Source organism: Mucilaginibacter phyllosphaerae (assembly GCF_004378255.1).
Lineage (GTDB): Bacteria > Bacteroidota > Bacteroidia > Sphingobacteriales > Sphingobacteriaceae > Mucilaginibacter > Mucilaginibacter phyllosphaerae.
Genome location: NZ_SNQG01000002.1, coordinates 725,292 through 746,629 on the forward strand (window position 1 = coordinate 725,292; position 21,338 = coordinate 746,629).

Here is a 21,338-nt window from a genome sequence, read left to right on the forward strand (position 1 = left end):
GAGTAAGTAATTGTCATTATTTATTCAGATTACTGAACCTGAGAATAATAAAAAACTTGAAACGTTTAACTGGTATATGCTTAAAAAGTTTCTGTTTGTAATAACTTTATTGGGTTTTACGTTTTGGGCAACTGCATTTAAAACCGGCAGCCTGCCCGTGGCCTGCATTACCCTGCAAAAGCAGCCTTTACAAATTACGCCTAAAGAGTTTTATGTAGCCGCTGTAGAAGATGGCCGAAAGGATAACACCGCTATTGGCGCTCTGCAATCTTATACCTTAGCCCCCGGTAAACCACCCGAAGCATACCCTGTTGATATAAAAGATGGCATGGCCGCCATTAAAAATTTTATAATCACCAGTATGACGACTGATAAAAGCCTGCGACCGGTGATCATAAAGCTGAATGATTTAAATGTAAGTGAAGTAATTGCTGCCCCGGGTGTGGTAAAAGGAGAGATTAAACTAAGTATGGCATTTTATCTGCAAAAAGGAGAGGACCCCATACACCTGGTTGATTATCATACTACAACCAGTTACCGGCGTAAAGCGGGGCCTGCACAGCAAATAGAACCTTTGTTAAGAAGTGCTTTAAACAACAGCCTATCTTATTTAAATAATTGGATGAATGCACAGGCGCCGGGTAATATCAAGTTAGCCAGGAGCTTTAAGATCACGTTTAAAGATTACAACGAACCTGCGGAAGGTGATACCATATATTATGCTACCAACAGGCCTTTAAAGTGGGATGACTTTAAAGGTAAAATGCAGACAGATAGCAGGCATGGTGCCGAGATATTTGCAGGGATAGGGTATGAGGAAGAAAAGAAAGTTGAAAACGCCACGATATATCTCACTTTCGCAATGAAGGTATATGCGCCAAAAAGTGCTTGCTGGGTAAGCCCGGGCACATTAACACCCTACAACCTTAACCACGAGCAGCGGCATTTTGACATTGCCAAGCTGGTTGCCGAGCATTATAAAAAAGAGATATTAGCACAAAACCCAACACCCGACAGTTACGATGCTATTATAAGTATGGGTTATCTGGATGCCCTGCGCGAAATGAACAAGATGCAGAAGCTATATGATAACGAAACTGCACACAGCATAAACAGTTATCAGCAGCAAATGTGGAACAATCGCATTGATAAAGAGCTGGCAGAGCTTAAAATCAAAACTAAAGCGCTTTAAGCCGCGTTTTTTGATGAAAGCTGTTTTTTGATAGAATTAAGAAGTGTATTAATATCAAATGGTTTAGCTACAAAATCATTTGGTGCACCATCCTGATTGAGGGTGCTGCTGATATTGTGGCTTGCCGATATCATGATGATTGGAATATTATGGGTTTCGGTTTGCTTTTTTACTGTTTTGCAAAGTTCGCGGCCATCCATATTGCCCAGCATAATATCAAGCAGTATCAGGTCGGGGTGTTTGTCCCGTATAGTATCCATTAATTTATGACCATCGGAAAGAGTGTCTACTTTATAACCCGAATCCTCAAGTATAAATTGTAGTACTTCCAGTATATCATGATCATCGTCTACAGCTAAAATCCGTCTCATTGCCTATCTCTATAAGTATCTGTGTATATAATATTTATACACAAGCAATACTTATACCAAAACAAATTATATGGCGGTTAATCTTGCTTTTTTAAAATATACCGGGCTGTTTTGCAGTTGGCGCAGAAGTATTTTTTTAAAGGGACGAAAAAGAGCAGATTTTTAACAAGCCAGCTTCGGTGTAGCTGGTGGTGAAATAAATTACCGCATTTTGGGCAATGTGTGCTGGGTGATTTAGCTATATGGCTCAAAGTGTGTGTACTATAATGTGTTTTATATACGTATTTAATTACTCAGCAGTTTGCAATAGGTAACCTATGTTACAACAATGTTATGCTATAGTAAAGCTATTTTTAATTTAAGCATCCAAATATAAGCCAATTTGCAAAATGCTTTTGTAACCATTTTGTTCAGTTAGGGGTTAGTTTAAGATTGCTGCTTATTGCTTGCGATGTTAAATTAATATTAAAATATACAAGCTTAAAATAAAATTTAACAACTATATTTTTAATTAAAAAAATAAGATTGTAAGGTAATTTTGCGATTGTGTTTTTTTAGTTTGTATTAATAAGGCCGTGTTTTAAAATGTTAAATTGATTGTAAGCTAAATGTATTTGTAAATAAAAATCCCGCCTTATGAGCGGGATTTTAAAAATACTTAACCTTTTTAGTTTAATCCCAAAGATTGGTTGGGTATGTGCCGTTGGTAACCAGTTCTGATATGGAGTTTTGAACAATTGGTTTATCTTCTTTATAAGTTACACCAAACCATTTGGTAGCGGTAGGGATCACTTTAAATGATGCCGTTCCGTTTTTGATCAGTTCATCTGCCACCAGCGGAATAAAAAATTCTGATTTAGGGTTATTTTTGTTGGCTTCCACAAATTTTTTGAACAGGTCTTCGCTTTGTTTAAAAACAGCCGGTGTAAAGCCCCAAAAATTCATGGATACCCGTGTGTCATTGGCTAAAGCATGTTCGCCGGTTGCATCTTTATAAGCCACGGTGCCGTCTTCTTTAAAATAAACTTCTGTACGCTCGTTTACCTCGGTCATGTTACCGTTATCATCAACTGCACAAACCCCGCGTGATACCGTGCCGTGGTCTGACAGTGTTTTGTCTATCTGGTAACCAATAATGGCGTATTTATCGTCGGCCACTTCGGTATTAAGAAAAGCAGCCATTTTTTCAAATGCATCATAGCCATAGTAATCATCGGCATTAATAACGCAAAAAGGCTCGTTTACCTGGTTGCGGGCAGCCAGTACAGCATGTGCAGTACCCCAGGGTTTTGCACGCTCAATTTTTTCGGTAATGCCAAAGGGCTCCAGATCAAAAGTTTGGAAAACGTAATCAGTTTCAATGCGTCCTGCTAATTTAGGCTCAAATATCGCTTTAAACGGCTCTGCAAATTCCTCGCGGATGATAAAGCTCACTTTACCAAAGCCTGCTTTTATAGCATCGTATATAGAGTAGTCTATAATGGTTTCGCCGTTTGGGCCGAAGCCGTCAACCTGTTTCATGCTGCCATAGCGGCTGGCCATACCAGCGGCCAAAATTAATAATGTTGGTTTCATCCTAAATAATTATTGATTTAGTGTGTTATTGAATTAATGATTTGTCAGGGCTTAAACTCGCCCTGTTATTTAATGTATCTAAAATCCTGCCCGTTTTTAATGTTCAGTAACGATTCATAGATCAAACGGATCACGTTATCCACATCATCTTTGTGGATCATCTCTACCGTGGTGTGCATGTAGCGTAACGGTAGAGAGATCAGGGCCGATGGTACCCCATCGTTAGAGTATGCAAAAGCATCGGTATCGGTACCGGTAGAACGGCTTGACGCCTGGCGCTGGAACGGTATGCCCGCTTTTTGTGCCGATTCTATCAGTAATTTATTCAGGTTGTTTTGTACCGCGGGGGCGTAAGAAATAACAGGCCCCTTACCGCAGGCCAGGTCGCCCTGGGTTATTTTATTGATCATTGGCGTGCCGGTATCATGCGTAACATCGGTAACAATGGCTACGTTTGGTTTGATGCGGTGGGCTATCATTTCGGCACCGCGCAGGCCAATCTCTTCCTGCACAGCATTTACAATATACAGGCCGAATGGCAGGGTAACGTTGTTTTGCTTTAATAAACGTGCAACTTCGGCTATCATAAAACCACCGGCACGGTTATCTAATGCACGGCCTACATAATAACGGTTATTAAGTACCATAAATTCATCCTCGTAGGTAATTACACAACCTACATGGATGCCCAGGGCTTCAACTTCATCTTTGCTGGTGCAGCCGCAATCTAAAAAAATATTTTTAAGTGTGGGCGCTTCTTCCTTTTCGCCGCCCAGGCGGGTGTGGATAGCAGGCCAGCCGAATACGGCCTTTACGATACCCTTATCGGTGTGGATATTTACCCGTTTTGATGGCGCTATCTGATGATCGCTGCCGCCATTACGGATCACATAGATCAGCCCATCGTTAGTAATATAGTTTACAAACCACGAGATCTCATCGGCATGGGCCTCTATCACAACCTTGTATTCGGCCTGTGGGTTAATTACCCCAACAGCGGTGCCGTAATTGTCAACAAAGTGATCGTCGATGTATGGTTTTAAATAATCCAGCCAAATTTCTTGTCCTTTCCATTCAAAGCCGGTTGGGGATGGGTTATTGATATATTTTTCGAAAAATGCTAATGATGCGTCGTTTACTACAGCTGCTTGCTGTTCAGCTTCTGGTTTTTTTTTTGCCATTATAAGTATATATGATTGGGCCTGTAGGGATAGCCTTTGGGCAAATATAATAAAGCTGTTGGTAATGAAGCAATATCTGTAAAAAGCAATGCAACCTTATTTATTAGTTAACACACACTTTATACTGTAAGCCCACCTTTGCAGCGTAAATAATAAGATCAGTTACATTAGTTAGTTATAAAGATCAGTTGGCGCAAGGCCTGCTGATCTTTACTTATTTAAGGGGCTGCAGGTTTTTTTCCATAACCACATACCCGATACCTTTTTTGATAAAATTTTGCCCCGTTTGTGTGAACCCGAATTTGGAATAAAACCCGGTTGCGCTTAACCGCGCGTTGCACCAAAGCCTTTTGCCGTGTTCTTGCAGCACAAAATTGGTAATGTAATTTAACAGCTGCCTGCCAACACCCTGCCCTTGTAAGCCTGCATCAACAGCAAACTTGCGGAATTGCCAATCGGTGCCGTTTTGGAACAGCGAAACAACGGCCACCAATTTATTATTTGTAAAAGCCCCGAAATGGTAACCGTGGTTATCTTCTTCCATCTCCATATCATGCTTATACTCGCCCGGGTAAAGCACGTCGCGGCGTAATTGCCAGGTAAGATGAGGAGTTATTTGTTCGATGGAAAGCATAGGTATAATAAAGGTAAAGGTTTTTTAATATCGAACATCAATTGTTGAATTTCAAATGCGGAAGTGAAATGTATCATTGCCGTTGGCTTTAGCCAACGGATAGCCCACAAATAATAATGGCTTCAGCCAAATTTTAGGCTAAAGCCATTTGGTGATTTTTTGATCTATGCCTTAAAAGCGGGGCAATGAATTATTCAATCACTTCATATTTGCTATATTTTGCATACCAGCCGTCGTCAGAATAAGCTTCTCCATGAATACCATCACTTAAGTCAACGATGTTATTTTTGTCAACTGTGATTTGAATCTCATTTTTATATTCTGCCTGCACTTGCAAGGCAAATAGGAAATCATGCATTGCTGAATCCAAAGTTGAGATAATAGCTTTTTTGACAGCTTCCTTTTGTGTTATAGATAAGTGGCTAAGACCCGTTTGGATATCTTGTAAAGATGGTGCTTTCCAAATTCCAGCCAACAATGATTCCGCATAATATATTCCCTTATCTCGAAAGTTTTCAACCAGAAATTTTCCAAACTTATCAAGGCTATCTTCCATGTTTTTTTATATTTTCTATTTAAATAGACGATGGTGTAAATAATTGATTATTACAATCAATTATTATTAGATTCGAAGTTAAACATCCGCAATTACAACGGAATATTCCCATGCTTTTTTTTCGGATTATTCACCACTTTATTTTCCAGCATTTTAAAGGCGTGGATGAGCTTGATGCGCGTTTCTGCCGGGGCAATCACTTCGTCAATAAAACCACGCTCGGCGGCGCGGTAGGGGTTAGCGAAGATGGTGGCATATTGCTCTTCCTTTTCGCGCCATTTGGCTTCCGGGTCTTCGGCGGTGGTTATTTCGCGTTTAAAAATGATCTCGGCAGCGCCTTTGGCACCCATTACGGCGATCTCGGCACTTGGCCAGGCGTAATTCATATCTGCGCCAATGTGTTTGGAGTTCATTACATCATACGCACCGCCATAAGCCTTGCGGGTAATTACCGTAATGCGCGGAACCGTAGCCTCGCAGAAAGCGTAAAGCAATTTGGCGCCATTGGTGATAATGGCATTCCACTCCTGATCTGTGCCCGGTAAAAAGCCCGGTACATCTTCAAATACCAGCAGCGGGATATTAAAGCTATCGCAGAAACGCACAAAGCGTGCACCTTTGGTTGATGAATTGATATCCAGCACACCAGCCAAAAACGCCGGCTGATTGGCCACGATACCAATGCTGCGGCCTGCCAGGCGCGCAAAGCCTACCACAATGTTTTCGGCAAAATCTTTGTGCACTTCCAGAAAAGATCCGTCGTCTATCACCTGCTCAATCACCTCGCGGATATCATAAGGCTGCGATACGTTCTCAGGCAATATATCTGTCAATGCGGGGCGTTCCTCGTTCTTAACCTCGTAAAGCAGGGCAGGGGCACGGTCCTCGCAGTTTTGCGGCATGTAACTCAGCAGCTTTTTTACATGGTTAATGGCCTCTATTTCGTTAGCGCAGGCAAAATGGGTAACGCCGCTTTTGGTAGCGTGGGTATTGGCGCCGCCCAATTCTTCTGACGTTACCACCTCGTGTGTTACCGTTTTTACCACATTAGGGCCGGTAACAAACATGTAGCTGGTATGCTCTACCATCAAAATAAAATCGGTAATGGCAGGGGAGTACACGGCACCACCCGCGCAGGGCCCCATAATAGCCGATATTTGCGGCACTACCCCGCTGGCCATGGTATTGCGGTAAAATATATCGGCGTAGCCGCCTAAAGATACCACACCCTCCTGGATGCGTGCACCACCAGAATCGTTCAGGCCAATTACGGGGGCTCCGTTCTTCATGGCCAGATCCATTATTTTACAGATCTTTTCGGCATGTGTTTCTGATAAGGAACCGCCAAAAACGGTAAAATCCTGCGAGAAAACATACACCAAGCGGCCGTTAACCGTACCATAACCGGTAACAACGCCATCGCCGGGATATTTTTCTTTCTCCATCCCAAAATCGGTACTGCGGTGCGAAACCAGCATGCCTATCTCCTGAAAAGACCCTTCGTCAAGCAAAAAGTGCAGCCTTTCGCGGGCGGTTAATTTGCCTTTTTTGTGCTGCCCTTCAATGCGTACTGCGCCGCCGCCCTGCAGCGCCTGCTCGCGCTTTTTTTGTAAAATATCCAGCTTTTTGTTCACGATACGGTTAATTGGTAAAGCGATAAAATTAGTAATTATATTGTAAGAATAGCTTTAAACGATGTAATGATGCTTTGTAATTCTAAAAAATTATATCTTTGTAGTGCATGAAAAGCAGAATTTTCAAAAACGCAATTGCGGCTTTGTTCCTGGGTATCTTTGTTGTAAAGATGGCCATATCTGTTACGCCTGTTTTTTTATGCCTTGATAATAAAACTGTTCGTGCGGTGATCATGCAGTTGGAGCATGAAACCAAGAACGAGAAGGAAGATCCGGAAAAGGATGCCTTTAAAGAAAAGAAGTTTTATGACGAGAATTTTTTTACTCACCTGATTGTGTACAGGCCTTTTATTGTTGAAACCAATATCCTGCACAATCAAGAGAACTCTTTGTACCGGCAGGTGTATCACCCTGTGGTACCAACGCCGCCTCCAAACGTTTAATTGTGATAGCCGGATATTTTTTGTATCCGGTGATTTAAATGCATACTGCTGTTTTTTTAATTCAGTAGCATGCAATGTGCTGTTTGCCGGGTTGGTGTTGGCATACAAGCTGTTTACTAAAGTTTCATTATAAAAAATCATTGTTTTATGCAAATCAAGCAAGGCGGTGTTACCGCCGGCGACCTTAACCTGAAGAAGTATTTTCTGGCTAAAAATTTAAAGAAAGATCTGCCTGCAGGTTTAGTAGTTTTTTTAGTAGCCCTGCCCCTGTGTTTAGGGATAGCCCTGGCATCCGGCGCCCCGCTTTTTTCGGGTATTCTGGCGGGTATCATTGGCGGGATAGTAGTAGGTACCATCAGTGGTTCGCAGCTAAGTGTAGCGGGCCCGGCGGCCGGTTTAACGGTTATTGTATTAAACTCCATCACCAAACTTGGCTCGTTCGAATCTTTTTTGCTTTGTGTTGCCATTGCGGGTGCCATGCAGATCATACTCGGCCTGGTTAAGGCAGGCACCATTGCCAACTACTTTCCATCATCGGTTATCGAGGGGATGCTTGCTGCAATCGGTATCATCCTGATCATGAAGCAGTTTCCGCATGCTGTTGGCTATGATAAAGATTATGAGGGCGACGAGGGTTTTAGCCAGATGGATACCGAGAATACGTTTTCGGGCATTTTTAGCGCCTTTAGTAAAATAAACTCCGGGGCGGTAATTATTGCATTGGTTTCTTTAGCGATAATGATATACTGGCCTAAAGTTAAAAAGCTTGCTATGATACCTGCGCCTTTACTGGTTGTGGTACTGGGCACAGTACTGGCTTCGGTTTTTGCAGGCACCAGCCTTGCGCTTTTAGATAAACAGTTTGTACAAATACCTTTGGTGCACAGCACAAATGAGTTTTTTGGTTTGTTTAAATCGCCGGATTTTAGCGGATTAAGCAATAAGCAGGTTTGGATAACCGCGGCTACCATTGCCATTGTAGCCAGCCTGGAAACCCTGCTGAGTTTAGAGGCGGTTGATAAGATAGATCCTATTAAACGGATCTCGCCCACAAACCGCGAATTGGTGGCCCAGGGTGCAGGTAACCTGGTAAGCGGCTTGCTTGGTGGTTTACCCATGACAGCCGTTATCGTACGCTCATCAGCAAATGTAAATGCGGGTGCGCGTACCAAGGTAAGCGCTGTTTTTCATGGTGTTTTACTCCTGGTTTGCCTGCTGGCCATACCATCTGTATTAAATAAAATCCCATTGTCATGTTTAGCAGCCATACTGTTAACAGTAGGTTATAAACTGGCAAGGATAGGCTTATTTAAACACATGTGGCATAAAGGGCTTGATCAGTTTATTCCGTTTGTGATCACGATTGTAGCCGTTGTGCTTACCGATTTGCTGATAGGTGTGGGCATTGGGATGTTGGTAGGTGTGTTTTATATTTTACGTACTAATATGCGTAACCCCTACTTTTACACCATTGGCCGTAACGGCGATAAAAACACCATCCGCATAAAACTGGCCGAAGAGGTGTCTTTTCTTAACAAAGCGGCCATACAAATAACCCTAACCGGCTTGCCAAAAGGCAGCGATGTGGTTATAGATGGTTCCAACTCGCGCTATATTGACCCGGATGTGCTGGAAATTATTAACAATTACAGGCATAATGCTTACACCAAAGGCATTATTGTGCAGCTGCATGAAATTAAAGAACGGTATGATATCCCGCCTTTAAAAGACCTGGTTTACAAACCCGAATAGTTAAAATAGCTGTGAATACGATAACAATAAAGGGCAGCAGGCTTGTTCAACTGGCAGAGTTACCGCAAATAAATTTGATAGTAGCCGCGGCCTTTTAATTAAAGCACAGCTTTTGTGGTAATGTAAAACAGTAGATGCAAATAAGTGTTAACACAGCTGTTAAGAATTTACATAAATAAATTATGCTGAGGCAAATAAAAGACAAGCGAACCTTAAAACAAAACCTGATGCTGGCATCATCTACAGCATTTGTAGCTGGTATAATTGATGTGTGCAGCTTACTTGCCTTCCTGGCATTTACATCAAATGTTACCGGGCATGTGGCCAGTTTTGCAAAAAACATTGTGGAGCGCGATTTTGATTCTATTATCATATTCGGTATATGGATGCTGATGTTTATGCTGGGTGCATTTGTATCCAATTTTATCATGAAATCGGTTATGCATATCAGCAGCTACAAAGCGCATTCTATCCCTATTGTTATAGAGATATTTATACTTTTTTTTGTAGCGGTATATGGTAATAATTTTTATCGCGAAACGCAGCAGGAGCGGCAGATAGTAATAGGCGCTTTGCTTTTTGCCATGGGCTTGCAAAACAGCGTTGCCTCAAATGTATCAGGCGGGTTGGTAAAATCAACGCATTTAACAGGCTTGTTTACAGATTTAGGAAGCGAACTGGCCGATTGGATGCATCCTAAAACAGAAGAAAGCCAGGAAGTGAAAAATAAAATAGTTGTAAGATTAACTATACTTGGATTTTTTATTTTTGGCGGGTTGTTAGGCGGCTATTTCTTTAACCTGTACGAGTTTAAAGTTTTTTATGTAGTGCCTGTTATACTGCTTACTATTTTGTTTTATGACCTGTTGCCCATATTTTACCACAAAACGTATCAATTGATATACCCGCAAAAAAATAATATTTAAGTACTTATCAAATTAAAAAGAAAAAATTATGTGTGCAAAAGAAAGTGAATTAATACACGATACCAGCAATATTACTTACGAAGGTTTGCTGGAAGGGAACAAAAGATTTGTTGAAGACACCCTGAAGATAGACCCTAATTATTTTAAAACCCTGGCAAATGGCCAAAAACCACCAATATTATGGATAGGATGTTCTGACAGCCGTGTACCTGCCAACCAGATCACCCGCACTAACCCCGGCGAAATATTTGTGCACCGCAACATAGCCAACATGGTTATCCATACAGATATGAGCATGCTGAGTGTACTGGATTATGCCATAAACGTATTAAAAGTTAAGCATGTAATTGTTACCGGCCACTATGGTTGTGGTGGTGTGCTGGCAGCCATGAGCAGCAAACAATTTGGTTTGATTGACAACTGGTTAAGAAACATAAAAGATGTTTACCGCTTACACGCCGATGAGTTGAACGCGATTGAGGATAATACCCAGCGCGGAAACCGTTTGGTTGAGTTGAATGTAATTGAAAATGTGAGCAACCTTTGCAGAAATTCAATCGTGCAGAATGCGTGGCAAAACGGCCAGGAATTAAGCATCCACGGTTGGGTATATGCCTTGTCTACCGGTATCATTAAAGATATGGAGGTAAGTGCCAGCAATAACTCGCAAATGGACGAGATCTTCAGATTCGAATCTAAATAAAGATCAGCGATCAGGATAACCTGATCCAGGGCAAGCAAATGCCTAAAACAAAACAGGCCGGAAATTTTTCCGGCCTGTTTTGTTTTCCAGATGATTATCTGGTTTAGTTTTTAACAGTTTTTATTTCTGTTAATTCTCTTTCTCTAAAAACGGATATCTGTAATCTTTAGGCGAATCAAAGGTTTCTTTGATGGTACGCGGCGATACCCAGCGCAGCAGGTTAATCATAGAACCGGCCTTATCGTTAGTGCCAGATCCGCGCGCGCCGCCAAATGGCTGCTGGCCTACAACCGCACCGGTTGGTTTATCGTTAATGTAGAAGTTACCTGCAGCGTTACGCAGGCGTTGTGTAGCCTCTGCAATAGCATAGCGGTCTTGCGATAAAATAGCACCTGTTAATGCATAAATAGATGTTTTATCTACAATATCCAGAATCTTGTCCCACTCGCTGTCCTCGTAAACATAAACGGTAAGTACGGGGCCAAATAACTCTTCGCACATGGTAACATAATAAGGGTCGTTAACCTTTAAAACGGTTGGCTGTATAAACCAGCCCTGGCTTTTATCGTAATTACCACCTGCAATAATCTCAACATCTTTATCTGCTTTGGCAGCATCAATGTATTTGGCCAGTTTATCAAACGATACCTCGCTGATAACCGCATTAATAAAGTTCTCAAAATCTTCGGTAGGGCCCATTTTAAAGGTAGCCATTTCGCGTACCGTGTGCTCCTGCACCGCTGGCCAAAGGCTTGCCGGGATGTAAGCACGTGAGGCAGCCGAACACTTCTGCCCCTGATATTCAAAAGCGCCCCTTAACAAGGCTACGGCAACGGCATCAGCATTGGCGCTTGGGTGGGCAAGCACAAAATCCTTACCACCGGTTTCGCCTACAATACGCGGGTAGGTTTTATATTTATGAATATTGGTGCCAATAGTTTGCCAGATGTGCTGAAATACCTTGGTAGAGCCTGTAAAGTGGATCCCTGCAAAATCCGGGTGGTTAAATACCACATCGCCAACCTCTGGTCCGTCTGCATATATCAGGTTAATTACACCGGCAGGCAGGCCTGCTTCAATTAATACCTGCATAATTACGTTGGCAGCATAAACCTGCGTATCCGCAGGTTTCCAAACTACTACGTTACCCATCATGGCGGCAGATGCCGGCAGGTTTCCTGCAATAGCGGTAAAGTTAAAAGGCGTTAAAGCAAACACAAAACCTTCTAAAGGGCGTTGCTCTAAACGGTTCCATACCCCTTTGCCCGATACGGGTGGTTGCTGCTGGTAAATTTCGGTCATGTATTGCACGTTAAAGCGCAAAAAGTCAATAAATTCACAGGCGGCATCAATTTCGGCCTGGTAAGCGTTTTTGCTTTGGCCAAGCATGGTAGCCGCATTTATTTTGTAGCGGTATGGGCCGGCAATCAGTTCGGCAGCTTTTAAAAATATGGCGGCACGCTGTTCCCATGGCAGGTTTTCCCAATCTGCCTTAGCAGCCAGGGCAGCATCAATAGCGGCGGTAACATGGCTTTTATCGCCGTAATGGAAGGTGCCTAACAGGTGCTTATGATCATGCGGCGGGCGCAGTTCTACCAGTTTACCGGTACGCACTTCTTTACCGCCAATGTACATGGGTATATCAATTTGCTGGGCACGGGCTTCGGTTAAAGCCGCTTTAAGCGCTGCACGTTCTACACTGCGCGGGCCGTAGTTTAAAACAGGCTCGTTTACAGGCGCCGGAACATTAAAAAATCCTTTTAACATAGATGATTTATTTGAGAGCGCAAAGATAGGGGTTTAGGCGCAGATGTGCCAATAGGCAGCCAGGCAAATTAAAATTGTGACGTGAGATTGATATGAAAATATTAAAGCCGTTAATTACGATATGATATATGAAATAATCTAATTCAGGTAGATTGGTTTTTAAGAAAAGCTTATTTTATTTAAAGTTTTTATTATCAATATGTTACAAATGTTCACGATGTTCATGCGCGTGAATATGAACAGTAGGTGCAATCTTTTTTACAAGTTTTAAGCAAACGTGCCTACTTTACCAAAAATGTTTATAATTGTATCATGTCTGACGAAGCAGTTGTAAAACGGATAAAGGTTATTGTGAAAGAGCATGGCGGTCAGTTGGCATTGGCTAATACGATTGGGGTAGACCAGGGTTTTATCAGTAAGGTGATCAATCAGAAACAGGATATCAGTTACTATCTTATCCGTAAATTGTGTTTCCAGTTAAAATACTCGCCCGAGTGGCTCATATTGGGTACCGGTGATAAAATGATCCATAAGCAGGACTCGGCCAAACTCATTACCGAAATCCAGATGATGCGCACCGAGGTAGATATTTTGCACGCCCGTATGCGGGCCTACGAAATTGAGCTGCAGGAATTGAAGCAGCATAACTTAACTGATAAGCAAAAAGCTGGTTAACAGCGTGTTTAAGCCCCTCGTTAACATTGGGATAATATGAAGTGGCGTTTATGGTAATAAACGCATAACATTCAACTAACATCGCGGTAATAGTTTTGCGGTATTAAATTAATACACGTGAAAAAAGTTTTATCCGCAATCATCGTTCTATTCGTTTTAGCACTAAGTGCGGGCAATTTATTTGCCCAAACCACAGGCCGCATCTCTGGTAAGGTTATCGATCAAAAAACCAGCGAAACCTTAATAGGGGCAACCGTTAACATACAAGGCACCACAAAAGCTGCCGCTACCGATGTTGAGGGCCATTATGTAATAAGCGGCCTTGAGCCCGGCAGATACACCATACTGGTAAGATACATTGGCTATCAAAGTAAAACCATTTCTGATATTGAAGTTAAGGCGGGCGGCAATACCCCGCTTGATATAACCGTTGGCCAGGCCGAGTCAAAAGCCCTGAATGAGGTGGTGATCAAAGCCACATACCGTCAGGAATCAGTAGGTGCGCTGTATGCCATTCAAAAAAACAGTGTATCTATATCTGATGGGATATCTTCAGAACTGATCCGTAAATCACCAGACAGGAATACCAGCGATGTACTTAAGCGTGTAAGCGGCACAACCATACAAGACAATAAGTTTGTGGTTGTACGTGGTTTGAGCGACCGCTACAACACCGCATCGCTTGATGGCGCACCGCTGCCAAGTACCGAGCCTAACCGCAAAGCTTTCTCTTTTGACATTGTACCGTCAAACCTTATTGATAACATCGTTATCAGTAAAACAGCAAGCCCTGATATAGCAGGCGACTTTGCAGGCGGTAACGTGCAGATTATGACCAAAGATATTCCCGACCAAAATTTTGTTACCATTGGCGTTGGCGCGGGCTATAATACCTTAAGTACATTTAAAGATTTTAAAAGCGGTTACCGCAGCACAAGCGATTATTTTGCTTTTGACGATGGCAGCCGTAAACTGGTTGCAAATTTCCCAAGTACCGAACAGATTGTTAATAAACAGGTAACCGGTACACGTAATATACAATCCATCAACAGCCTTAATAACGATTTTAGCGTTTATACAAACAAAGCGCTGCCTACACAAAATTACCAGTTAACCATTGGTAACGTAAAAGAGATAGGCGCAAACAAAAACCGTTTTGGTACTACAGTAGCTTTAACCTACCGTAATTCGCAAAACATTACACCTGATCTGATCCAGCGGTTTAATGATTATGATTATCATAACAGTTTATATAAGTTCTCTACCAACGTTGGTGCTTTAGCAAATTTTGCCTACAGCTTCGGTAAAAACAAGATCACCTTTAAAAACTTATACAACCGTATTTTAGATGATCAGTTTACTTACCGTACGGGTACAAACTTAAGCACATCAAGCGATAACCGTTTTTACGCTTATGATTTGCTTACTAAAGCCTTGTTCAAATCAACAGTAGAAGGTGAGCATGCCCTGGGCGAAAAAAATTCAAAAATTAAATGGAACCTGGGTTACAGCAATATTGTGAACGACCAGCCCGATCAAAGAAAAGTAAACTACAAAAGCCTTAACGGCGGCGATTACGTTGCCCAGGTTACAGGTTTACAAAAAGAGAACGCCCGTTTCTTTTCGCACCTGAACGAGAATATTTACTCGGGTAAGGTTGATTACAGCCTGCCGGTAAATCTGTTTAAACAAAGTACGCTTAAAGTGGGCCTTAACTCGCAATACCGCGACAGGACATTTGGTGCAAGGTTTTTAGGTTTGGTGCTTAATACCAACAACCCTAACTATCCAAATGCCAGCGATATTTTAACCAGGCCTATTGAAACCCTGTTTGGCCAAAACGCCATTAATGCAGGTTTATACAACCTGGATGAATTATCAAACCCTACAGACAGGTACACCGCTAATAGTTTAACCAATGCAACCTATGCTATGTTAGACAGCAAGATTGGTGAAAAAGTACGTATAGTTTATGGCTTGCGTGTAGAAAAGTTTGACCTTAACCTGGAGAGTGCCGACAAAACCAAAGCAAAGGTTAACTTAGATAATCTTGACTTTTTGCCCTCTGTAAACTTTACCTACGCTTTAACGCCTAAAGCAAACTTTAGGGCATCATACGCACGCACTATTGCCCGCCCCGAGTTTAGGGAGCTTGCAAATTTTGCCTACTATGATTATGAGTTGCTGGCAACCGTACAGGGCGAACCTGCTTTGAAAAGAACAAGCATTGATAATGCCGATTTAAGGTACGAATTTTACCCGTCGGCAGGCCAGATATTTTCGGTATCGGCCTTCTACAAAAGGTTTCAGAATGCTATCGAGCCTTATATAGATGATCAAAACTCATCAACCACCATCAGTTACTTTAACTCAAAATCTGCCTATGTTTATGGCTTTGAACTGGAGGCCCGCAAAGCACTTGATTTTGTTAACGACAGCAAGTTCTTTAAAAATACCACAGCGTATGCTAACTTTTCTTTCAACAAATCGCAGGTTACCAACCCCGATGTTGTATCGGCAAAAGATGAGCGTTTAGAAAAGAAACGCCCGCTGGTAGGCCAATCGCCTTATGTGATCAATGCCGGTATATCCCACACCGAATTAGATAACAAATTATCCTTAAACCTATTGTTTAACCGCCTTGGTAAAAGAATTTTTTACGCCGGTGGCCAAACCTACTCAAGCGTGTATGAAAGCCCGCGTAATGTGTTAGATTTTCAGGTGGGTTACAAGGTGATCAAAAACCGCGGCGAGATCAAATTCAGCGGCAGCGATATTTTGCATAACAACTACAATTTTACCTATGAGCTTGATGGCAAACCATACGTTCCATCCGGCCAGGGCAACATCTTCAGAAACTATAACATAGGTTCAAACTACGCACTGTCATTTAATTACACATTTTAAGAAATAGTTTACAATAAGTTATTTGTTAAACGCCGCTTAATGCAGGCTTAATACAAGTAGCCGAAATTTGATAAAAATCGAACAATAAGCAAACATGAAAAAACCATTATTATTTTTAGCGCTAAGCGCAGTTATCCTGGCAAGTTCTTGCTCTAAAAAGGAAGCTACTATTGATCCGGTTGTTGTACCACCCGTACAAACCAGCACTTCGGTTGAGGTTAGTGGTGATATTGCTACCAACACTACCTGGACAGCAGACAAAATTTATACCCTTAAAGGCTTTGTGTACGTTACAGAAGGCGCTACACTTACCATTGAGCCGGGTACAATTGTTAAAGGCGACAAAGCAACCAAAGGTACTTTAATTATTACCAGGGGTGCTAAGATCATGGCAGTTGGTACAGCCAGCAAGCCTATAGTATTTACTTCATCATTTGCTGCCGGCACACGTGCCGCAGGCGACTGGGGCGGTTTAATCCTTTTAGGTAAAGCACCTGTAAACTCTGGTGATAACGTAAACATCGAAGGTGGTTTAGATGCTAAAGGCAATGCTGCCAAATACATTCAGTACGGTGGTACTGTAGCTAACGACAACTCGGGTACTATTAAATATGTACGTGTTGAGTATGCAGGTGTACCTTTTTCTCCTGATAACGAAATTAACGGTATCACTTTTGGCGGCGTAGGTTCTGGTACTACTATTGAGTACGTAGAAGTTTATCGTTCTGGCGATGACGCTTACGAGTGGTTTGGTGGTTCTGTAAACGCAAAACACCTGTTAGCTATCGGCAGCTTAGATGATGATTTTGATACGGACAACGGTTTCTCTGGTAAAGTGCAGTTTGGTTTAGCACAACGTTACCCAACAATTGCCGATGTATCCGGTTCAAACGCATTCGAATCTGACAATGATAAAGACGGTTCAAACAAAACACCGCAAACTACGGCTATATTTTCAAACATGACGCTGTTAGGCCCGGTATTGCCTTCAACTGCAGGTGCAACTTTACCTACGGTAAATGCTAACCACCAGCATGCAGCACAGATCCGTCGTAACTCTTCAGAAAGCATCTTTAACTCTGTATTCTCTGGTTTCCAGGAAGGTATTTACATTGATGATTCTAAAGTAACCACAGCCGGTGCAACATCTGCAAACTTTGTAGCCGGCCGTATAGGTTTTGCCAACAACATTATTTATGGTTGCAATAAAAAAAGCAATGAAGTAAAGGGCGAAAACAAATCATTATTTGAAGCAACTTTAAGGCTTAACAATGTTTTTGATGCCGCTAAATATGCTGATGCTTTGATCAACGATCCTTTTAAATTCTCATCAGATTTTGCATTGCCCGGCACACCTGTATTTACTGTTAAAACAGGTTCAATTGCTGCAACAGGTGCAATTTATAGCGATACAAAAATTGCCGATACTTTCTTTGATAAAGTAGCTTACCGCGGTGCTTTTGGTACTGATGACTGGAGCGCTGGCTGGGCTAACTACAACCCGCAAGTGTTACCATACACTACACCAGGTGCTGTAAATTAATTAAAAACTATACTATTCAAAAGCGGCTATCCAAACGGGTAGCCGCTTTTTTTGTGGTTTGCAGTTAAATTCAGTAAACATTAATTTAACATTGCTTAAGCTATTCTAATGCCATTCTAATGCTTGCTTAACAGGCGCGTAATATTACCGGGGCACTTTTGACGGAAATAAAACCCCTTCAAAAAAATGAAAAAATTTTACCTGATCATTTTAGCCCTGCTGATAACAGCTGGTGTTAAAGCGCAGATCACAACGGCTGTTATCAGCGGCAAGGTTGTTGATGCCAAAGGTATAACCATGCCGGGCGTAACCATATCTGTTTTAAACAACAGCACCGGCACCCGCTACGGGTCGCAAACGAATGCCGATGGCCGCTATACCATACCTAATGTTAACCCAGGTGGCCCTTATACTTTAAGTGCCAGTTTTGTGGGCTATAAAAAAGATGAGCATGCCGATGTTACGCTATCTTTAGGCAGTGCAACCTATAATTTTATTCTGGCCGATGAAACCACTACGTTAAAAGAAGTGCGTATTGTAGGTAATGCAGGCGGCACCAAAACAGGCGCCAGCACACGCATCAGCCAAAACCAAATCAAAAATATGCCGTCTATCAATCGTAGCCTGCAAGATCTTACCCGTGCAACCCCGCAAAGCAATAACAATTCTTTTCAGGGTACCAATTACCGTTACAACAACGTAACACTTGATGGTGCAATCAATAACGATGCTATCGGCTTCAGTCCGTCATTAGGTGGGCAAAACAATGCATCGGGGCAGGTGGGCAGCAGTACCCGTACCAGCCCGGTATCGTTAGATGCTATACAGGATATCCAGGTGCTGGTTGCGCCTTATGATATTAAAATAGGCAACGTGCTTGGTGGTAGTATCAACGCAGTAACCCGCAGCGGTACAAATGACGTTACCGGGTCGGTTTACGGTTATGGCCGCGGCGCTTTCCTGGTAGGGCCCAATAACGCCAAGGCAGCATCCGGCGGCGATGGTTCAAGCCTGCCGTCAACTTTTCATGATTATCAAACAGGCATCCGTTTGGGCTTCCCCATCCTAAAAAACAAACTATTCTTTTTTACCAACGAAGAAATTGCCCGCCGGCAAGACCCTGTTATTGCAGCAGCCGGCACGGCAGCTTCTGCCAAGATCCTTACCCTGCAGGATGCCATCAATATTAAAAACAAAATGGCCGATTATGGTTTTGATGCCGGTACTTATGGCAACACCTCCATCTTCTCACGGTCAAACAAATACTTTAACCGTTTAGATTGGAACATCAACGATAAAAACCAGTTAACCATTCGCAATAACACCATCTCGTCTACCGCTACAAACCTGGAACGCGACCAGCAAAACTTCCGTTTCAGCGATATCGATTACACATCGCATAACAACAGCAGCTCTACCGTAGCCGAATTAAAATCAAGGTTAAGTAATTCATTAAACAACAGTTTGGTTGTAGGTTACTCTAACGTGCATGATTTCCGTACACCAAACTCAAACCCGGCCCTGCCGCAGATAGAAATAACCGGTAACACCCCGGGTACAACCATATTTTTAGGCACCGACAGGGAAGCCGCCATATTTGATATGCGCCAAAAAACTACCGAATTTACGGATAACTTAACCCTTACATCGGGCAAAAACACCTGGACATTTGGTACGCATAATGAGTTTTATGACATTACCTACAACTTTGTAAACGCCTGGAACGGGCGTATCGCCTACAGCAGCGTGGCCAACTTTTTAGCCAATAACCCATCGCGTACACGTGCTAATTATAACTATACTAATAACACGCGCGATTATATTTTAGCTAACCCTTCAGCGCAGTTTAAAGTAAACTTAATGAGCTTTTACGGGCAGGACGAGATCCAGTTGAGCGATAATTTTAAACTTACCGCCGGTGTACGTTTTGATTATGCGGGTGTACCTAACAAACAACCCTTAAGTACCAAAACCATCAACGCCCCGGTTGACCTTAATTACGGCAACACCTTTACCTATACCAAACCTGCAGATATTAAAAACAATTATTTAAACAACGTAGAAATAAACCCCCGCGTATCTTTTAACTACGATATCAATGGCGACCAAACAGCCATACTGCGTGGTGGTAGCGGCTTATTTACCGGCCGTGTGCCCTTTGCATGGTTTGGTTATGCGTTTTACAACAACGGTAATACCTATGGCGCTTATGACCGCAGCCCAACAACTGCAGCGCCAATTACACCGGGTACAAACCCGGTACAGGCACCTGCCAATGGTGGTTTAGGCTATGTTAACCAGCAAACAAACCCCGCTGCCAATACAAGCGCAACAGGCCCAACACAGGTAGATTTGATTGACAACCATTTTAAAATGCCGCAGGTATGGCGCACAAATTTAGCGTATGATTATACCACTGCCGACAGATGGAAGTTTACCGTAGAGGCCATTTATACCAAAGTGATTCACGATCTTAAGTTTCAGCAGGTAAATACCAAGGATAGTGTTACTTATTATCCTTATGATGCCAATAAACAGCAGCCGATATTTGTTAATCAAAAAGTTAATACATCTTATACCAATGCTTACCTGTTATCAAATACCAACCAGGGGTACCGTTACAGCTTAACAGCACAGGTTGCCAAATCCTTCCCGTTTGGGTTAAACGCATCTGTAGCTTATACTTACGGGCATTCTAAAGATGTTACCAACGGTATCCGTAACTCTATGGAATCTAACTGGCAGCTAAACCAGGCGCTTAATCCCAATAACCCCGGCCTGGCTAATTCAAACTTTGATATCCGCAGCCGCATTGTATCAAACATTAATTATGTGCTTAACTGGGATAGAGAAAAAAAATACACGGCTAACTTTACTTTCTTCCTGAGCGCACAAACAGGTAACCCATACAGCTACGGGATCTATCCAAAAGCGATTGACGGTACCGGGCAGCAGGTTAGTTTAGCTTACATCCCTAAAGTAGGCGAAACCGTAAACTTTTTTAGCGACATTGCAGGCGGTGCAACAGCAGTACAGCAGGCAGCCGCATTTGATAACTTTATAGATAAGGATAAATACCTGAAAACGCGCCGCGGTGAGTTTACCCAGCGTAACTCCGCCTTCACCCCGTGGAACAATAACCTCGATTTCCGCTTTGCGCAGGACTTTAAGTTTGGCAGCGGTAAACGCAAGCAGGTACTAACCTTTACCTATGATATTATTAACCTAACCAATTTGTTGAACAAAAACTGGGGCCAGTATTATTTCTCGGCTAATACGTTCAATTCAACTGCAAGTGTTGGCTTAACGCCAAAAACAACACCGTCATTTGGTTCGGCAGCAACAACTTATCCTAAATACACCTTTGCAGATCCGGGTGTGCCGTATTCAGTCGATCTGTTCGCATCGCGCTGGCAAATGCAATTTGGTTTGCGCTACGCATTCTAACGGAAATTCTTTTTCACTCGTTCTTTATATTT

The 21,338-nt window shown here is 42.4% G+C and carries 16 protein-coding genes; 9 read left to right on the forward strand and 7 right to left on the reverse strand.

Features of this window, described 5'->3' with window-relative positions; all coding sequences use genetic code 11:
* The first annotated feature begins 76 nt into the window (after positions 1-76).
* A complete protein-coding gene (locus E2R65_RS08030) occupies positions 77-1,192 on the forward strand; it encodes a hypothetical protein (protein ID WP_134335960.1) in 1,116 nt (371 codons plus the stop codon).
* On the opposite strand, the gene E2R65_RS08035 is transcribed toward E2R65_RS08030, so the two are convergent.
* From E2R65_RS08035 to E2R65_RS08060, 6 genes are all read right to left on the reverse strand, one after another.
* Positions 1,189-1,563: a response regulator gene (locus E2R65_RS08035; RefSeq protein WP_134335961.1), complete on the reverse strand. Its 375-nt coding sequence runs from the start codon at positions 1,561-1,563 to the stop codon at positions 1,189-1,191. The two genes, E2R65_RS08030 and E2R65_RS08035, sit on opposite strands and share 4 nt — an antisense overlap.
* A gap of 672 nt (positions 1,564-2,235) precedes the next feature.
* Positions 2,236-3,138: a nucleotidyltransferase family protein gene (locus tag E2R65_RS08040; protein ID WP_134335962.1), complete on the reverse strand. Its 903-nt coding sequence runs from the start codon at positions 3,136-3,138 to the stop codon at positions 2,236-2,238.
* A gap of 65 nt (positions 3,139-3,203) precedes the next feature.
* Positions 3,204-4,319, reverse strand: coding sequence for a M42 family metallopeptidase (locus tag E2R65_RS08045; RefSeq protein WP_134335963.1), 1,116 nt, complete (start codon positions 4,317-4,319; stop codon positions 3,204-3,206).
* Between the two features lie 214 nt (positions 4,320-4,533).
* A complete protein-coding gene (locus E2R65_RS08050; RefSeq protein ID WP_134335964.1) occupies positions 4,534-4,953 on the reverse strand; it encodes a GNAT family N-acetyltransferase in 420 nt (139 codons plus the stop codon).
* 190 nt (positions 4,954-5,143) lie between these two features.
* Complete coding sequence (locus E2R65_RS08055) at positions 5,144-5,509, reverse strand: hypothetical protein (RefSeq protein ID WP_134335965.1); 366 nt, start codon at positions 5,507-5,509, stop codon at positions 5,144-5,146.
* 92 nt (positions 5,510-5,601) lie between these two features.
* On the reverse strand, positions 5,602-7,143 hold the full coding sequence (locus tag E2R65_RS08060; RefSeq protein WP_134335966.1) for an acyl-CoA carboxylase subunit beta: 1,542 nt from the start codon (positions 7,141-7,143) through the stop codon (positions 5,602-5,604).
* 107 nt (positions 7,144-7,250) lie between these two features.
* On the opposite strand from E2R65_RS08060, the gene E2R65_RS08065 reads away from it, so the two are divergent.
* The 4 genes from E2R65_RS08065 to E2R65_RS08080 all read left to right on the forward strand — a co-directional run bounded on the left by E2R65_RS08065 (position 7,251) and on the right by E2R65_RS08080 (position 10,967).
* A complete protein-coding gene (locus E2R65_RS08065) occupies positions 7,251-7,586 on the forward strand; it encodes a hypothetical protein (protein WP_134335967.1) in 336 nt (111 codons plus the stop codon).
* Between the two features lie 147 nt (positions 7,587-7,733).
* Entirely contained in the window at positions 7,734-9,338 is a 1,605-nt protein-coding gene (locus E2R65_RS08070) for a SulP family inorganic anion transporter (RefSeq protein ID WP_134335968.1), read from the forward strand.
* A gap of 182 nt (positions 9,339-9,520) precedes the next feature.
* Positions 9,521-10,264, forward strand: a complete 744-nt coding sequence (locus E2R65_RS08075; protein ID WP_134335969.1) for a YoaK family protein — start codon at positions 9,521-9,523, stop codon at positions 10,262-10,264.
* Positions 10,265-10,292: 28 nt separating this feature from the next.
* Complete coding sequence (locus E2R65_RS08080; RefSeq protein WP_134335970.1) at positions 10,293-10,967, forward strand: carbonic anhydrase; 675 nt, start codon at positions 10,293-10,295, stop codon at positions 10,965-10,967.
* Between the two features lie 129 nt (positions 10,968-11,096).
* Here E2R65_RS08080 and pruA read toward each other — a convergent pair whose 3' ends face one another.
* Positions 11,097-12,734, reverse strand: a complete 1,638-nt coding sequence (pruA, locus tag E2R65_RS08085) for an L-glutamate gamma-semialdehyde dehydrogenase (protein ID WP_134335971.1) — start codon at positions 12,732-12,734, stop codon at positions 11,097-11,099.
* Positions 12,735-13,046: 312 nt separating this feature from the next.
* On the opposite strand from pruA, the gene E2R65_RS08090 reads away from it, so the two are divergent.
* The 4 genes from E2R65_RS08090 (at position 13,047) to E2R65_RS08105 (ending at position 21,306) form a co-directional block, all read left to right on the forward strand.
* The gene (locus E2R65_RS08090) at positions 13,047-13,409 is read left to right on the forward strand and encodes a helix-turn-helix domain-containing protein (protein ID WP_134335972.1); all 363 of its coding nucleotides are present in this window, start codon (positions 13,047-13,049) and stop codon (positions 13,407-13,409) included.
* Positions 13,410-13,526: 117 nt separating this feature from the next.
* Positions 13,527-16,316 carry a TonB-dependent receptor gene (locus tag E2R65_RS08095; RefSeq protein WP_229704658.1) on the forward strand — a complete coding sequence of 930 codons (2,790 nt, stop codon included), beginning with the start codon at positions 13,527-13,529 and terminating at the stop codon, positions 16,314-16,316.
* A 94-nt stretch (positions 16,317-16,410) separates the two neighbouring features.
* Entirely contained in the window at positions 16,411-17,859 is a 1,449-nt protein-coding gene (locus E2R65_RS08100; protein WP_134335974.1) for a hypothetical protein, read from the forward strand.
* A 186-nt stretch (positions 17,860-18,045) separates the two neighbouring features.
* Positions 18,046-21,306 (forward strand): TonB-dependent receptor, encoded by a 3,261-nt coding sequence (locus E2R65_RS08105; protein WP_134335975.1) that lies wholly within the window; start codon positions 18,046-18,048, stop codon positions 21,304-21,306.
* Positions 21,307-21,338 lie beyond the last annotated feature (32 nt).

What these genes read in the sequence shown, in the direction of transcription:
- E2R65_RS08030 (WP_134335960.1), top strand. Translation starts at nt 77, where the DNA reads ATGCTTAAAAAGTTTCTGTTTGTAATAACTTTATTGGGTTTTACGTTT.
- E2R65_RS08035 (WP_134335961.1), bottom strand. Translation starts at nt 1,563, where the DNA reads ATGAGACGGATTTTAGCTGTAGACGATGATCATGATATACTGGAAGTA.
- E2R65_RS08040 (WP_134335962.1), bottom strand. Translation starts at nt 3,138, where the DNA reads ATGAAACCAACATTATTAATTTTGGCCGCTGGTATGGCCAGCCGCTAT.
- E2R65_RS08045 (WP_134335963.1), bottom strand. Translation starts at nt 4,319, where the DNA reads ATGGCAAAAAAAAAACCAGAAGCTGAACAGCAAGCAGCTGTAGTAAAC.
- E2R65_RS08050 (WP_134335964.1), bottom strand. Translation starts at nt 4,953, where the DNA reads ATGCTTTCCATCGAACAAATAACTCCTCATCTTACCTGGCAATTACGC.
- E2R65_RS08055 (WP_134335965.1), bottom strand. Translation starts at nt 5,509, where the DNA reads ATGGAAGATAGCCTTGATAAGTTTGGAAAATTTCTGGTTGAAAACTTT.
- E2R65_RS08065 (WP_134335967.1), top strand. Translation starts at nt 7,251, where the DNA reads ATGAAAAGCAGAATTTTCAAAAACGCAATTGCGGCTTTGTTCCTGGGT.
- E2R65_RS08070 (WP_134335968.1), top strand. Translation starts at nt 7,734, where the DNA reads ATGCAAATCAAGCAAGGCGGTGTTACCGCCGGCGACCTTAACCTGAAG.
- E2R65_RS08075 (WP_134335969.1), top strand. Translation starts at nt 9,521, where the DNA reads ATGCTGAGGCAAATAAAAGACAAGCGAACCTTAAAACAAAACCTGATG.
- E2R65_RS08080 (WP_134335970.1), top strand. Translation starts at nt 10,293, where the DNA reads ATGTGTGCAAAAGAAAGTGAATTAATACACGATACCAGCAATATTACT.
- pruA (WP_134335971.1), bottom strand. Translation starts at nt 12,734, where the DNA reads ATGTTAAAAGGATTTTTTAATGTTCCGGCGCCTGTAAACGAGCCTGTT.
- E2R65_RS08090 (WP_134335972.1), top strand. Translation starts at nt 13,047, where the DNA reads ATGTCTGACGAAGCAGTTGTAAAACGGATAAAGGTTATTGTGAAAGAG.
- E2R65_RS08100 (WP_134335974.1), top strand. Translation starts at nt 16,411, where the DNA reads ATGAAAAAACCATTATTATTTTTAGCGCTAAGCGCAGTTATCCTGGCA.
- E2R65_RS08105 (WP_134335975.1), top strand. Translation starts at nt 18,046, where the DNA reads ATGAAAAAATTTTACCTGATCATTTTAGCCCTGCTGATAACAGCTGGT.